Here is a 14,832-nt window from a genome sequence, read left to right on the forward strand (position 1 = left end):
TCTACTACAGGTCTTGCCGTAACTCTCCTTCTTTATTCAAGCAAACCGTTGTCATGTTCGCCAGAGGAATGGAATACATAGAGTAGTAGGACGAATCGGATGAGCCCCGCTCTATAGCAATGTTGGATTCACTCAGTTCATACCACGCGGCTGCTAAAGGCCGCAGGAAGGAGATGTTATGAAGAGTCAGCCCGATCATAAAAAGATTACGCTGCTCGTCGTCCGTGAGGCCGGACGGCCTGTCAGACAGCTGCAGCTGTCCAAGCCGCTTGCCTTCGCCCTGCCTGCTGCGGCTGCCCTGTCTCTCTCCAGTCTGGTCACCTCCATGCATATTCATGCCTCCCGGTCCATTTCCGAGCTGGAAGCCGAAGCTGCGGCACTATCGCTGACGAATATCCGGATGGAGCTCAAGGTCGCCGACAAGGACCAGGCGCTGCTGCAGCTCCGCAGCCAGGTGACCGAGCTCTCGGAGGAAGCCCAGAGCATTAAAGACAAGCTGAAGAGTGTCTCTGAACTGGAGCAGCAGCTGCAGTCGCTGATTGAGAAAGAGACGACCTCTTCTTCCGGTACAGACAATGAACCCACTGCCTCTGCAGCTTCTGCCGCAAGCAGCCAGCCGTTCATTGCCGCATCAGCCAAAGTTGCTGCAAGCGGAACTAAGGGAGACGTCAAGGGAACCATAAGCCGTTCAAGTACGGCTCCGTTCCTTGCAGAGCATCCATCAGACACCTCTTCCGGCACTTTGTCTGCAGTTGATTTCCGTTTCGGGGTAGTTACCGCTGCATTAGGAAGTACAGTGCCCCCCCAGGTCGGCGGGGAGTACATCGCTGTATATGCCAATGACCCGCTGGAGCTGGTTCAGGAAACAAGAGACGACTACGAAGAAATAAAAACGATGCTGGAGGAAATGGTCAGCCGTATCTCCACTACAATTACAGAGGCCGAAAAAGCCAACACCCTGGAGGCTAACCTGCAGGCCAAGAAGGCAAGTGAAGAAAAAGCGAGACTGGCCCCGGCTGTCCTCTGGCCCACAGGCTCGAAGGTGATCACCTCCAGCTTCGGTTATCGTTCTGATCCCTTCAAGGGGGTCTCTGCCTACCACTCCGGAATCGATATTGCCGGCCGCATCGGTGACCCTGTATACGCAGCGATGGAAGGTGTGGTCACTTCTGCCGACCAGCTGGGCGCCAGAGGCAAATATATCATTATCAAGCATGCGAACGGGCTGGAAACCTGGTATATGCATTTGAACGGCATGGTGGTCTCGCCCGGTGACAAGGTCAGCAAAGGGGAGCAAATTGGTATGCTCGGCAATACCGGACGCAGCACAGGTCCCCATCTCCATTTCCAGGTTGTGAAGCAGAATAAGCCGGTGAATCCGCTGAATTATGTTAAACCTTAAGAATACAAGGAGGAATGCAGGCATGTGGAACAAACGCAAACAAAGTGCTCCATATAAATCGACCGATTCACTTATCGGACATGGAGGCACACTTGAAGGTAAAGTCCATTGCGATACCAATCTGCGGATTGAAGGGAATTTCAGCGGGGAAATCCTGTGCCAGGGCACAGTTACGGTCGGCGAACAGGGAACGGTCCACTCCAGCATTAAGGCGCAGGAGGTTATTATTGCCGGCAAGGTCTACGGCGACGTGACCGCCAACCAGAAGCTGATCATGACCGAAACCGGACAGCTGCACGGTAATATCGCAGCCGGCGCACTGAGTATTATGGAAGGCAGCGTGCTGAACGGGTCCGTAGCCATGGCCGAACAGCCCGCCACAGAGACAGCGGGCGGGCTTCAGGCAGATGGTTCTACGGACAAGGCAGGTAAGCGGGGTTCCCATAAACAGAACAAACTGGAAGCAGGCTGAGCGGGCATAACCCCGCATATGCTTGCTTCCAGTCCTTGTAGAGCCTTTTACCACATTAAGCTGCGACATCTCTTTTACGGAATACAACCCAAGAGACGAGCATGAAAATAACGTAATACACCGCGAGGACAGCAATTGCGAATCCTAACGTAGCGCCTCCGGGGCCGGTGTCCGACAGCAGATAGCCGCTTAGATTCATATGGGCAAAAATCAGATAGTTAGCCCACTCATACCGTTCCGGGCTGAAGATGGCGATAAAGATATCTTTGGTGAACATGATGGACAGCGACAGTACAATCGCAAGGCCGCTGGAACGAAATACGCTGGAGATCATAAAGGCAATGGCTGCTGTGAGAAACAGCTCAATGTAGGCGCACATAATCGTCAGAAAAACGTATTCGCCCTGGCTCCAGGCCATCGTCGGCCCCCCTATCGAATCCACGGCCGAGGACGAGAAAATCAGGGCTGAGCCATAACCAAACACGATCAGCAGCAGAGTGCTGAACAAGCTGAAGAGCACCATCGATATATATTTCGAGAGCAGGATTTTGGAGCGGCTCCAAGGGCGGATCAGCAGCAGCTTAATCGTTCCCCAGGTGAATTCGCCCGCAACGGAGTCAGCAGCCACCAGGGCTGTGAAGATGGTGTTCAGGAAAAAAGCGATCGCTACGGTAGTCTGGAAGCTGTCCCATAACCCGATCGTTACCTCATTGCCTCCGCTGGTGAAATGGATTAGCGCCGGAAACAGCGCACTCATAACCGCCAGAATGAACAGCATAATCCATGTCCGCAGACGTCTGTAAATTTTGATATTCTCATTATGTATGAGAGCAGCGAACTCACCCAATGCCTTCACCTCCTGTAATCTCCAAGAATTGATCTTCCAGTGACCGGAACAGCGGCTTGATGCTGTACACTTTAATTCCGCCGGCCACCAGCTTCGCGTTGAGCTCGGCAATTTCCTCCCGCACCGCCTCTACAGCAATGCCCCCGTCCTTCACCACGCCACGGCCCATCAGTTCCAGCGCAGCTTCAGGCTGATCTACTTCGAACAGGGTCTCACCCACCGGCGCCATCACATTGCCTACAGCCTTAAGCTGTTTCACTTCGATCAGGCGGCCGTTCTGGATAATCGCCACACTATCACACATGAGTTCCATTTCAGCAAGCAAATGGCTGGAGACAAAAACAGTAGTACCTTCCTTCTGGCACAGCAGGCGCAGATAATCGCGCAGCTCGCGGATGCCCTGCGGGTCCAGCCCGTTGGTCGGCTCATCGAGAATCAGCAGCTTCGGCCTGTGCAGCAGTGCCTGGGCCACACCCAGCCGCTGGCGCATCCCCAGAGAATAGGTCTTAACCTTGTCGTTGATTCTCTGGCCGAGACCTACCAGCTCTACGACTTCATTAATCCGCTCCTTGGTCACACCGGGGACCATGCGGGCGTACTGGCGCAGGTTCTGGTATCCGGTAAGGAACTTGTACATTTCCGGATTCTCCACAATCGCCCCTACATTCGCTATCGCCTCTTCAAAATGGTCTTTAATACTGCGTCCGCAGATGAGAATATCCCCGCGGCTAATGGAAATAAGCCCTACCATCATGCGGATGGTAGTTGTTTTACCGGCACCGTTCGGACCCAGGAATCCGAAGATTTGCCCGGGCGGAATATCGAGGGTCAAGTCGCTGATCAGCGTTTTGGAGCCGATCTTTTTGGTAACCCCCATCAGGCTGGCCACAGGTTTCACAACTTCTGCCGTATTCGGCATAACTTCACTTCCTTTCGTCGGTTTGGATGAAACGGACTTGCGCTTTCGGATAAGGTGACTAATAGAAGAACTGAAGAGGCTCCAATGCAGATGTTAGCCGTAACTGCGGTGAATGTTTGGACTTCCGGCCGCTGTTGTCTGCAGATTTCTTGATTCATACCGCTTTTGCGGTGGAAATCCGCAGACTGCTTATGCTTCCGATGCTAGCTTTCCTACGGAAAGCTTTCAGGCGGACGCTACCGCTCCTACAGTTCCAAACTTCCCCTCCGCTACTCCCATCTTAATATTGTCTCTTTCAGTTCAAGCTATATTAACCTTATCGCTGTATCAGCAACCCGTTTCATACATTTTTATATTCTACCATAGCTTTCCTTTTTCCTGAAATTAGGAAAGAAATGCAGTAATAGTAAAAGGGACAGTATCTTCCCCGTCTGATACGGGTAAGAATACTGTCCCTTGATCGTATAGTGCACACCGGCAATACCGGATGCATTTAAAAGTTGAAACCTTAAACCTTAGCCGCCGACACGGGCAAGCTCACGCATATTCGCTTCAAAAGCAGCCATCAGGGCAGCTTCGCCGGTCAGGCCATTCTGCTCCACCTTGCGGATCTGCTCCATCATCCGTTTGTAATCCTTCGGAATGACACGGGCAAACTTCGGCAGGGCCTGATCCCATGAATCGAGAATCGCTCTGCCCGCATTGCTGTCTGTAAGCTCGGTATGACGGGTAATCAGGCTATGCAGCTCAGCGATCTCATCCGCCTCCTCCACACGCTCCAGCAATACCATTTCCAGGTTACAGCGTTTGATGAACGTGCTGTCCGGATCATATACGTAGGCGATACCGCCTGACATCCCTGCCGCAAAGTTGCGGCCGGTTTCACCCAGAACAACCACACGGCCGCCAGTCATGTATTCGCAGCCGTGGTCGCCCACGCCTTCAACGACTACATTCGCCCCGGAGTTGCGGACTGCGAAACGTTCACCCGCAATCCCGCTGACATAAGCTTCGCCGCCAGTCGCTCCATACAGCGCCGTATTCCCGATGATGATATTATCTTCAGCGGCAAAGGTTGCCTTACGGGACGGTCTGATAATCAGCTTGCCCCCGGACAGCCCTTTACCGACATAGTCATTGGAGTCGCCTTCGACCGTAATCGTGATGCCCTTCGGTACGAATGCGCCCAGACTTTGTCCGGCCGAGCCTGTGAAATACAGCTTGATGGTGTCATCCGGCAGACCTGCTGCGCCATATTTGCGCGTCAGCTCGCTGCCCAGAATCGTACCCACTGCACGGTTGACGTTCGTGATCGGCAGGGATGCTTCAACTGCTGTGCCGGATTCCAGTGCAGGAGCGGCAATATCGAGCAGGTGAGTCATATCCAGCGTTTCTTCCAGGCCATGATTCTGGTGTTTGCTGCGGAAGCGTGTGCTTCCTTCCGGCATAGCCGGTGTATGCAGCAGGCTGTTCAGATCGACACCCTTCTTCTTCCAGTGGGTCGAAGCCTGAACCGCATCCAGGCAATCCGTGCGGCCGACCATTTCTTCAATGGTGCGGAAGCCGAGCTCAGCCATAATCTCGCGCAGATCCTGTGCTACAAAGGTCATGAAGTTAACGACATGCTGCGGATCTCCCATGAAGTTCTTGCGGAGCTCCGGATTCTGCGTAGCAACGCCGACCGGGCAGGTATCCATCTGACACACACGCATCATGATACAGCCTACAGCTACCAGCGGTGCAGTAGCGAAGCCGTATTCTTCAGCGCCAAGCAGAACAGCTACTGCCAGATCACGCCCGCTGAGCATCTTGCCGTCTGTTTCCAGTACAACACGGTCGCGCAGATTGTTCAGCATCAGTGTCTGGTGTGTCTCAGCCAGACCCAGCTCCCAAGGCAGTCCGGCATGACGGATGGAGTTCATCGGTGAAGCACCGGTGCCGCCGTCATAGCCGCTGATCAGGATAATATCGGCACGGCCTTTGGCCACACCGGCGGCAATGGTGCCTACGCCGACTTCGGATACAAGCTTAACGTTAATATTGGCACGAGGATTGGCATTCTTCAGATCATAGATCAGCTCTGCCAAATCCTCGATCGAGTAAATATCATGATGCGGCGGCGGTGAGATCAGACCTACACCTGCTGTAGAGCCGCGGACTTCGGCAACCCAAGGATATACCTTGCGGCCCGGAAGCTGTCCGCCTTCACCCGGCTTAGCGCCTTGTGCCATCTTGATCTGGATCTCGTCGGCATTCACCAGATAGTTCGAGGTTACGCCGAACCGTCCCGATGCCACCTGCTTGATCGCACTGCGGCGGGAATCGCCGTTAGCGTCCGGAATGAAGCGCGCCGGATCTTCCCCGCCTTCGCCGGTATTGCTCTTGCCGCCGATACGGTTCATCGCAATGGCCAATGTCTCATGGGCTTCCTTGCTGATCGAGCCGAAGGACATGGCGCCGGTCTTGAAGCGTTTCATGATCGATTCCGCCGGTTCTACCTCATCAAGCGAAACGGGTGCATTAGTCGATTTGAACTGCAGCATCGAGCGCAGAGTCTGGTGTTTCTCGCTTTCGCCCTGAACAAGTGCCGCATATTTCTTGTACATCTCGTAATCTCCGCTGCGTACGGAATGCTGCAGCAGATGAATCGTCTGCGGGTTGAACAGATGCTCTTCCCCGTCACTCCGCCACTGGTATTCACCGCCGGAATCCAGCACCTTGTCGTTGCCGTCTTTGTCGGTGAAGGCTCGGTTATGGCTGGCAAGTGCTTCTAGAGCCACTTCCTCCAGGCCAATTCCCCCGATACGGGATGGTGTCCAGGTGAAGTAACGGTCTACGAACTCCGAGTTCAGGCCTACAGCTTCAAAAATCTGTGCGCCGCGGTAAGATTGAATTGTGGATATCCCCATTTTGGACAGGATTTTGACAACACTCTTCGTAGCTGCCTTGATATAGTTCTTCACAGCCTTCTCATGCGAGATTCCGCGGAGCAGGCCTTGGCCGATCATATCATCCAGACTCTCGAAGGCCAGATAAGGGTTGACCGCACTGACACCATAACCAAGCAGAAGCGCATAATGATGAACTTCACGCGGTTCACCGGATTCCAGCAGGATACTGACCTTGGTCCGTGTTCCCGAGCGGATCAGATGGTGATGCAGGCTGGAGACAGCCAGCAGCGCCGGAATAGCAGCATTGTCGCGGTCTACCCCGCGGTCTGACAGAATAAGAATATTATGTCCTTTGGCCATAACACGGTCTGCCGCCTCATTCATACGCTCCAGAGCGATACGCAGCCCTTCCGCCCCCAGCTCTGCCGGGAAGAGAATCGGAATGGACATCGATTTGAAGCCGGCACGGCGTACATGACGCAGCTTGGCGAAATCCTCGTTCGAGAGAATCGGAGAATCCAGCGAGATCTGACGACAGCTCTCCGGTTCTGCTTTGAGCAGATTGCGTTCAGGCCCGATCGTTGTTGCCGTGGACGTTACCAGTTCTTCACGGATCGCATCAATCGGCGGGTTGGTTACCTGGGCAAACATTTGTTTGAAGTAGTTGTAGAGCCGCTGCGGACGGTCAGACAGTACCGCCAGCGGTGAATCATAACCCATGGACCCGACAGCTTCGGCACCTGTGGATGCCATAGGCTCCAGCACCTTGCGCAGATCTTCAAAGGTATAACCGAACGACTGCTGAAGTTGCTGCACGTTATCATGCTTCGGATTCGGCAGCTCCGGTGCTTCCGGAAGCTCATCGAGGCTGATCAGGTGCTCATCCAGCCAATCCTGATAAGGCTGCTGCGAAGCAATTTCAGCCTTGACCTCTTCATCAGAGATAATACGGCCCTGCTTCGTATCCACAAGCAGCATACGGCCCGGTCTCAGGCGGTCTTTGTATAGTACATCCTCTGCCGGGATGTCTAGGACTCCCGCTTCGGAGGACAGAATGATCAGATCATCTTTGGTGACATAATAACGCGCAGGACGAAGACCGTTACGGTCGAGGATCGCCCCGATTTGCACGCCGTCGGTGAAGCCCATTGCGGCAGGCCCGTCCCATGGCTCCATCAGGGTGCTGTGGAATTCATAGAAGGCTTTCTTCTTCTCGTCCATGCTGTCATGATTGCTCCAAGGCTCAGGAACCATCATCATCGCAACATGCGGCAGGGAGCGTCCGCTCAGGTACAGGAACTCGAACGTATTATCGAACATCGCAGTATCGGAGCCGTCGGGGTTAACCACCGGCTTGATCTTGCCGAGATCCTCTCCGAACACTTCGCTCTTGAACAGCGACTGGCGGGCATGCATCCAGTTCACATTGCCGCGAAGGGTGTTGATTTCGCCATTGTGAATCATGAAGCGGTAAGGGTGGGCACGTTCCCAGCTTGGGAAGGTATTGGTACTGAACCGGGAGTGGACAAGCGCAATCGCCGACTCCAGCTTCTCATCCTGCAGATCCAGGTAGAACTGTCCAACCTGTACAGTAGTCAGCATGCCCTTGTATACGATCTTCTTGCAGGATAAACTCGGTACGTAGAAGGATTCCCCCTCTTCTGCTCCGCCGTAGCGGATCGACAGCTCCGCACGTTTGCGGATCACGTACAGCTTGCGTTCAAAAGAAAGATCATCCTTAATTCCTTCAGAGCGGCCGATAAATACCTGCCGCACATAAGGCTTGGCAGCCTTGGCCGTCTTGCCGAGCATTTCGTCAAAGGTAGGCACATCGCGGTAGCCGAGCACCTGCTGGCCCTCTTCAGCGATAATCTCGCTCAGGAGCGCCTCATGGCGGGTCCGGATCTCCTCGTTATGAGACAGAAAGATCATGCCCACGCCGTAATGGCCCTGTTCCGGCAGCTCAAAGCCAAGCTTCGCTGCTTCGCCGGCAAAGAAACGGTGCGGAATCTGCAGCATAATGCCGGCTCCGTCACCAGAGTTCGGCTCGCTTCCCTGGCCTCCCCGATGCTCCATATTAAAGAGCATAGTCAGAGCATTGCTAACAATATCATGGGACGGTTTGCCTTTAATATGGGCAACAAATCCCATGCCGCAAGCGTCTTTTTCGAACTGAGGATCATAAAGGCCCTGTTTGCCGGGCAGTTCAGTGTGTCTCATCATACGCAACCTTTCTATTATAAAGTAGACGGAATTCCAGGAAAATTTTTCAGAGGAAAATCTTAATAATTATTCAAGCCAGATTGGTTATATTATTTTATCATCGACCTGACATGAGCGCAATTTAAACTTTTTTATGAGCTTGATTAACAAATGCTTTTGCAGCGCAGCTTTAGCGGATAAAAGCGTAAAAAATCTTCTCAGTGCATAATTATGCATAAAAGACGAATAAGTTCTTATGCATTGAAAGCGTTTCATTTATTTTCCTGCCATCGGTATGGCACTTTTTTTACCCATTTAGTTTTCTGTATAAGCCAAAAACGCCCCCTCAGGGGCGTTTTTGTGTCCTCATATTTACAAGAAAATGTGTTCCATTATACAGTCAAAACTTGTTCACTTTTCAGCAGAGCTTCATTACCGCGGTCACGGGTCATGAAGTAGGTGAAGGTAAGCGCCAGGAATACTATGCCGTAAGCGGCCAGCAGTCCGGCATCATTCCACATCGAGCTGAAGTCGCCAGTGGAGATGACTGCCTTGAAGCCTTTGACACTATAAGTCATCGGCAGCAGCGGATTGAAGATCTTCATCCAGTTAGGAATCAGCTCCAGCGGGAACGTACCCGCACTCGTAGTCAATTGGAAGATCAGAATCAGGATGACTACGAAACGGCCCGGCTGGTCAAGCCAGGTTACGATCGCCTGGATCATCCACATGAAGGCAAGACTGGTGATGAAGGAGAAGGCGTAGAACAAGCCTACACTCTGCACTTCAAGGCCCAGGCCGTACAGAACAATCAGGATGGCGAGAAGTGCCTGGAGCAAGCTCATCATGGAGAACGTAAGAGTACGGCTCATGAACCGGTTGAACCGGCTGGCTCCGATCACTTCAGATTCACGCATCGGAATAACAATCGTACAGATCAGTGCGCCTACGAACAAACCGAGCGACAGGAAGTAAGGGGCGAACCCTGTTCCATAGTTCGGTACCTTGCTGACTTTCACTTCTTCAATCTGTACCGGCTGGGCAAACATGGATACCAGCGCATCGCTCTTGTTCACAGCATTAGTCTGCGTTGCAGCATCGCCCAGCTTGCTGGCCAGCTCACCGGAGCCTGCTTTCAGCTCATCCAGACCGTCCTTGAGCTGGCCTGCTCCGTCACTCAGCTGCTTCGAGCCGTCAGCTACAGAGCTGAGGCCGCTGCCAAGCTGTCCTGCGCCGCTCAGCAGCTTCGCTGTACCGGCTTCAAGCGCCTTGCCGCCGTCTGCCAGCTTCGCACCGCCTGCGGCCGCTTCGTCCAGCTTCGCGCCGAACTGCTGCATGCCTGCCGACAGCTTAGCACCGCCTGCTGCAAGTGTGCCCGCGCCAGCCGCCAGCTGCTGCTGGCCTTCCAGCAGCTGTGCGCTGCCGGCGTTCAGCTGCTGCGCTCCGGCATGCAGCTGCGTTACACCTGCATCAAGCTGCTGGGAACCGCTGTGCAGCTGATTCGCTCCCTGCACTAGCTGCTCCTGGCCGCTGTGCAGTGCCGTTGCTCCTGCCAGCAGCTGCTCCTGGCTCTGGTCCAGCTGTGCAGTGCCGGTCGCCACTGCTGTACTTGCCGCCAGCAGCTTCTGTACATCCGGGCTTGCCGCAAGCTGCGGGTTCGATTTCGCCAGTGCCTGCAGACCGTCTGCTACCGCCTTGGCTCCGGCTGCCGCTTTCGCACTGCCTTCCTTCGAAGCCGTAAGACCGGCTTCGAGCTTCGCGCTGCCTTCTGCGGAAGAGGTCAGACCCGCTTCCAGCTTCGCGCTGCCGTCCACCACCGACTTCGTGCCAGCCTGCAGCTTGGCGGTTCCGTCTACGGCCGACTGTGTGCCGTCCTTGAGCGAAGCCGCTCCGGCTGCAGTCTTCTGCAGCCCTGCATCAAGCTGCTTGCTGCCTGCTGCCGACTGGGTTACACCATCCTGCAGCTGCTTATGTGCTGCGGACAACTGCTGAAGCCCTCCGGCCAGCGTGCTGCTGCCGGCTTCCAGAGCCGCTGCTCCGGTATTCAGATCCGTCACACCCTGGGTAAGCGGCGCTACACCATCGAGCAGCTTGCCGGTGCCTTCAGTCAGGACAAGCAGATTGTCCTTCAGCTTAAGCGCTCCGTCATCCAGCTTGGTGGCACCGTCAGCAAGCTTGGTGGCGCCGTCCCCGGCTTCGCCAAGCCCGCTGGCGATATCCGTGATTTTATCAAATACAGATTCGGTATACGCTTCTGTGATCTTGGCAGACACTTTAGTCTTGATATCCTTCACTGCCGTGCCGCCGATCTGGCCAGCCAGGAAGTTGTAGCCTTCATTCGGCTCGTAGATGATTTTGGCCGGCTGCGGATCCGCATCCAGCAGGGTAGTAGCTTTGGCCGAGAAGTCTTCCGGAACAATAATCGCCATATAATAGGTATTGTCCGCAAGTCCGGCTTCCGCTGCTTCACGGCTGACGAAATTCCACTTGAACCCGTCCGTCTTCTTCAGCTCTGCAACCAGGTCTGTTCCTGCGCTCAGCTTGGAGCCCTCATAATCAGCACCTTTATCTTCATTTACGACAGCGACGGGAAGCTCGTTCATTTTACCGTAAGGATCCCAGAATGCCTTCAGGAATAATCCGCTGTACAGTACAGGAATGAACAGAATGGCAAACATGGAAATACGCATCTTGGGATTCTTAAAAACCGCGCCAAGGTCCTTGATAAACACGGATAAAGATTTCATTCTGGTTCTCTCCTTCTAATCATATGCTCTCTTTAAAATGCTATAAATTCCTCTGAAATGATATTTTCGTGAATGTTACAGTAACACTGGTTGACCATTTTCCCCATTCAGTCAGTCAAGAGCAAAAAAAATTTTGCCTGTTCACATCAGGGAAAGCGCAGGTTCGCAGGACGCCGTCCCTATACCGGACTTAAATTTTACTGTGACAGGCCTTCTGCCAAAAATAAATGAAAGTAGCATTTAATCTGCTCTTTGGTCAAAGGCACATGCACCTTGCTCAGTTCAGCAGTAAGTACGATATAAAGCCTGAACATTACTACCGAGACAATCTGGGGATCGCAGGGTTTGATCTCCCCTTGACGGATTGCCTGTTCCACCTCCCGTTCCAAATATTCAAGTACGACACTCTCGATCTTGTCGAGCCCATCACCGGCCTGCGGCGTTCCGAAATCACGACTTTCCTGGGACAGCTTAATGAATAGCTCATGTTCGCTCCGAAATTCCAGCAGGGCGTCCAGCACGCGGTGCAGATTATCAAAAAACGGCTTGTCGCGTTTAATCTCCCGCTCGGCGATTCTTTTCATCTCAATAATGACATCTCGCAGAATCTCGTCAAATAATTGTTCCTTGTTCGTAAAAAAGGTATAAATCGTCCCTTTGCCGACATTGGCAATCTTGGCGACCTGATCCATTGTAGTTGCCTTATAGCCGAATAATGAAAAAGATTTCGTCGCCGCCTGAAGCACCTGCTGCCTTCGATCTACCACAGCCACCCGTGCACTCCCTTTCGTCAGGAAATATCATTGCGTCCGCGTTCTGACCAATTTACTAATCCGGTCACTCGGTCAAGACCAACTTTATCACGATGCTCCTGCCAATGCAATACTTGTGCCCAACTTTTTTTATTTTATTGCAGTGTTTTAACTTTCTATTTACGTCTTATTTGTATAATGTGAGAAAAGAAGCAAAAACCCTAGTATAATATAATAGAACATGAACATGGGATCTCGAATGAACCGATGAAGAGAACTCGTAATTCTACCCATGATGGAAAGTAGCAGGTGAACTTATGCGAAAGAAAAGAGTACTGCTGTTTTCGGAAGGCTTCGGCACGGGCCATACAGGGGCAGCCTATGCTCTGGCCGAAGGAATAAGACTGCTGAGTCCGGATGTGCAGTGCCGGGTCATTGAGCTTGGAAAATTCCTCAATCCTACGGTCGCACCATGGATTCTTTCCGCTTACCGCAAAACAGTCAGCAGCCAGCCAAAGCTGGTCGGCATGATGTATAAGACCCAATATCATAAATCACTGAACCGGTTGACTAAGCTGGCTCTTCACCGGATTTTTTATACACATGCCTCACAGGTCATAGAGCAGCTTAAACCCGATTTGATTATCTGCACTCATCCGATTCCGGCCGCAGTCATCTCCAGATTGAAGCAGCAGGGGCTGGATGTCCCGCTCTACACGCTGATTACAGATTATGATGCTCACGGCAGCTGGGTGAACGCCGAAGCCGACCGCTATCTCGTCTCTACTTCACGCGTCAAATCGATTCTTACCGGACGGGGCGTATCTCCTGAGCTGGTGACGGTTACCGGCATCCCGGTGCATCCGAAGTTCTGGGAGCGCCATAGCAAGACTCAGCTCCGCAAGGAGCTGGGGCTCGCCGACATTCCTACCGTGCTCATTATGGGCGGCGGCTGGGGGCTGATGTTCGGGAAGGACATCATGAATTCGCTCACGGCCCGGATGGATGAGATCCAGCTTATATTCTGTATGGGCAGCAATGACAAGCTGGTAGCCAAAATGAAAGCCAACCCGCTGCTGGACCATCCCAATGTAAAGATTCTCGGCTACAGCAGCGAGATCAACAAATTAATGGATGCTTCCGATCTGCTGATTACGAAGCCGGGCGGAATGACCTGTACTGAAGGTCAGGCCAAAGGCATTCCGATGCTGTTCTACAGCGCCATCCCGGGGCAGGAAGAGAAGAACAGCCAGTATTTTGTAGAGCTGGGGCTGGCCGAGGTACTTGATTCGGAAGTGGTGAACAAATGGTTCTCCATGCTGCTGCATGAATATGCCGGACTTGAATTACAGCGGAAACGCCGGACTTCCCCTGAACGCCAGCAGCCTCAGCATTGTGCAGCTACTGTGCTCCAGCTGCTGGGCAAGCCCGCCAGCCAAGCTGTTGCCGAATCCGAGTCGTGGAGCTCCCCCTCACAGGTGCGCAATGAAGAGGCTGTCTATGTCACCCCGTAGACGGACCCCGGTGAACAACAACATAAAGAACCTCCAGCCACTGGTAAGCGTGGATTTGGAGGTTCTTTTGCATTACATAAGATGAGAATGCAGCGGAAACCTTCTCCGCGCGCAACCAGCGTGAATTCGGATGGCAAGAATGTAACAGTGATTATTTGTAGAAGGTATGATTGCCGATGGTCTTAAGGAGTGTCCGTGAATGATGCACAGTAAGATCCTGCGCGAGCGTCAGCGATAAGAAGAAGTACGTGTCATCCGTAACTTCCTTAACTCCCATAAGTGCAGCATTAACAGCCTTGATACTGTCTGCGTTGGGCTTCACACGCTTTAGACGGCCGTTGGCGACAGGACTGAATTGGCTTTTTTGATAGATTACATCATGAATGGTATCGGGAAAATTGGCTGACCGCAGCCGGTTCAGAACAACGTTGGCAACTGCCACCTTGCCCTGGTACGGTTCGCCTTCTGCTTCTGCCATGACGATTTTTTGCAGCAGTAGCAGGTCTTCTTCGGATACGGCGTAGCTCCAGGTAGCTTCAGCTTGCTGCTCCTGGCTTAGTAGCTTGGTCCGAGAGAAGAACAATGTTGCGGGGGGATGTTGCTGAGTTGCCGCTTTGACTTTATTTACGCTCGTTGTCCCCTTGGCCGCTTTCTTCAGCGCTTGCGCCGCTGACGGCGTTGCTTTCACCACAGTTACCTTAGCCTTAGGCTTAGGCTGAACGGCGCCCGTCTTCGCAGCCTCTTGACGCTGCAGCTTCTCGGGGCTTAACCATCCGGCGCTTACCATGCGGGCCCAGGTGTGGACCGGTTCGGCAGCTGTGGTGTAAAGCATGGGAATCATTGTGCTGGATGAAGGGCTTGTCCTATATACAGCAGATGCAGCTTTCGGAACACTGGGCTCCAGAGACTCTTGGCCGGCAGACTTCAATTTACCCATTTCTATTACATTCTCCCCGGTAGCAGCAGATCCTTCGGGGTTCATCAAACTTATCGCTGAGAAAGACACTAAAATTACGCTAACCAGCAGCGCAATACAGCGGCTCTGTTTAAATATTAACATTATTTACCTCCTATTTTACGGCACAC

Annotated in this window: 9 protein-coding genes; 3 read left to right on the forward strand and 6 right to left on the reverse strand. The window is 53.0% G+C overall.

Annotated elements, in window-relative coordinates; translation table 11 throughout:
* Window positions 1-178: 178 nt before the first annotated feature.
* Together NYE33_RS34725 and NYE33_RS34730 are read left to right on the forward strand one after the other, a co-directional pair.
* Window positions 179-1,402, forward strand: a complete 1,224-nt coding sequence (locus NYE33_RS34725) for a M23 family metallopeptidase (protein WP_076242280.1) — start codon at window positions 179-181, stop codon at window positions 1,400-1,402.
* Window positions 1,403-1,424: 22 nt separating this feature from the next.
* Entirely contained in the window at window positions 1,425-1,874 is a 450-nt protein-coding gene (locus NYE33_RS34730) for a bactofilin family protein (protein WP_042134037.1), read from the forward strand.
* 55 nt (window positions 1,875-1,929) lie between these two features.
* Here the strand turns inward: NYE33_RS34730 and NYE33_RS34735 are convergent, their stop codons facing one another.
* The 5 genes from NYE33_RS34735 to NYE33_RS34755 form a co-directional block, all read right to left on the reverse strand.
* Complete coding sequence (locus tag NYE33_RS34735) at window positions 1,930-2,721, reverse strand: ABC transporter permease (protein WP_042134035.1); 792 nt, start codon at window positions 2,719-2,721, stop codon at window positions 1,930-1,932.
* Window positions 2,714-3,640: an ABC transporter ATP-binding protein gene (locus NYE33_RS34740; protein ID WP_341069883.1), complete on the reverse strand. Its 927-nt coding sequence runs from the start codon at window positions 3,638-3,640 to the stop codon at window positions 2,714-2,716. The genes NYE33_RS34735 and NYE33_RS34740 overlap by 8 nt, the downstream gene beginning before the upstream one ends.
* 515 nt (window positions 3,641-4,155) lie before the next feature.
* The gene (gene gltB / locus NYE33_RS34745; protein WP_042140782.1) at window positions 4,156-8,751 is read right to left on the reverse strand and encodes a glutamate synthase large subunit; all 4,596 of its coding nucleotides are present in this window, start codon (window positions 8,749-8,751) and stop codon (window positions 4,156-4,158) included.
* Between the two features lie 374 nt (window positions 8,752-9,125).
* Window positions 9,126-11,480 (reverse strand): YhgE/Pip domain-containing protein, encoded by a 2,355-nt coding sequence (locus tag NYE33_RS34750; RefSeq protein ID WP_341069885.1) that lies wholly within the window; start codon window positions 11,478-11,480, stop codon window positions 9,126-9,128.
* A gap of 197 nt (window positions 11,481-11,677) precedes the next feature.
* Window positions 11,678-12,253: a TetR/AcrR family transcriptional regulator gene (locus tag NYE33_RS34755; protein ID WP_039302173.1), complete on the reverse strand. Its 576-nt coding sequence runs from the start codon at window positions 12,251-12,253 to the stop codon at window positions 11,678-11,680.
* 296 nt (window positions 12,254-12,549) lie between these two features.
* Here NYE33_RS34755 and NYE33_RS34760 point away from each other — a divergent pair, with 296 nt between their 5' ends.
* On the forward strand, window positions 12,550-13,746 hold the full coding sequence (locus NYE33_RS34760) for a UDP-N-acetylglucosamine--LPS N-acetylglucosamine transferase (RefSeq protein ID WP_042134030.1): 1,197 nt from the start codon (window positions 12,550-12,552) through the stop codon (window positions 13,744-13,746).
* A 151-nt stretch (window positions 13,747-13,897) separates the two neighbouring features.
* Here NYE33_RS34760 and NYE33_RS34765 read toward each other — a convergent pair whose 3' ends face one another.
* Window positions 13,898-14,806: a cell wall hydrolase gene (locus tag NYE33_RS34765; RefSeq protein WP_341069887.1), complete on the reverse strand. Its 909-nt coding sequence runs from the start codon at window positions 14,804-14,806 to the stop codon at window positions 13,898-13,900.
* Window positions 14,807-14,832: the final 26 nt, after the last annotated feature.

Source organism: Paenibacillus sp. FSL R10-2199 (genome assembly GCF_038000235.1).
In the GTDB taxonomy this organism is placed as follows: Bacteria; Bacillota; Bacilli; order Paenibacillales; family Paenibacillaceae; genus Paenibacillus_AQ; species Paenibacillus_AQ phytohabitans.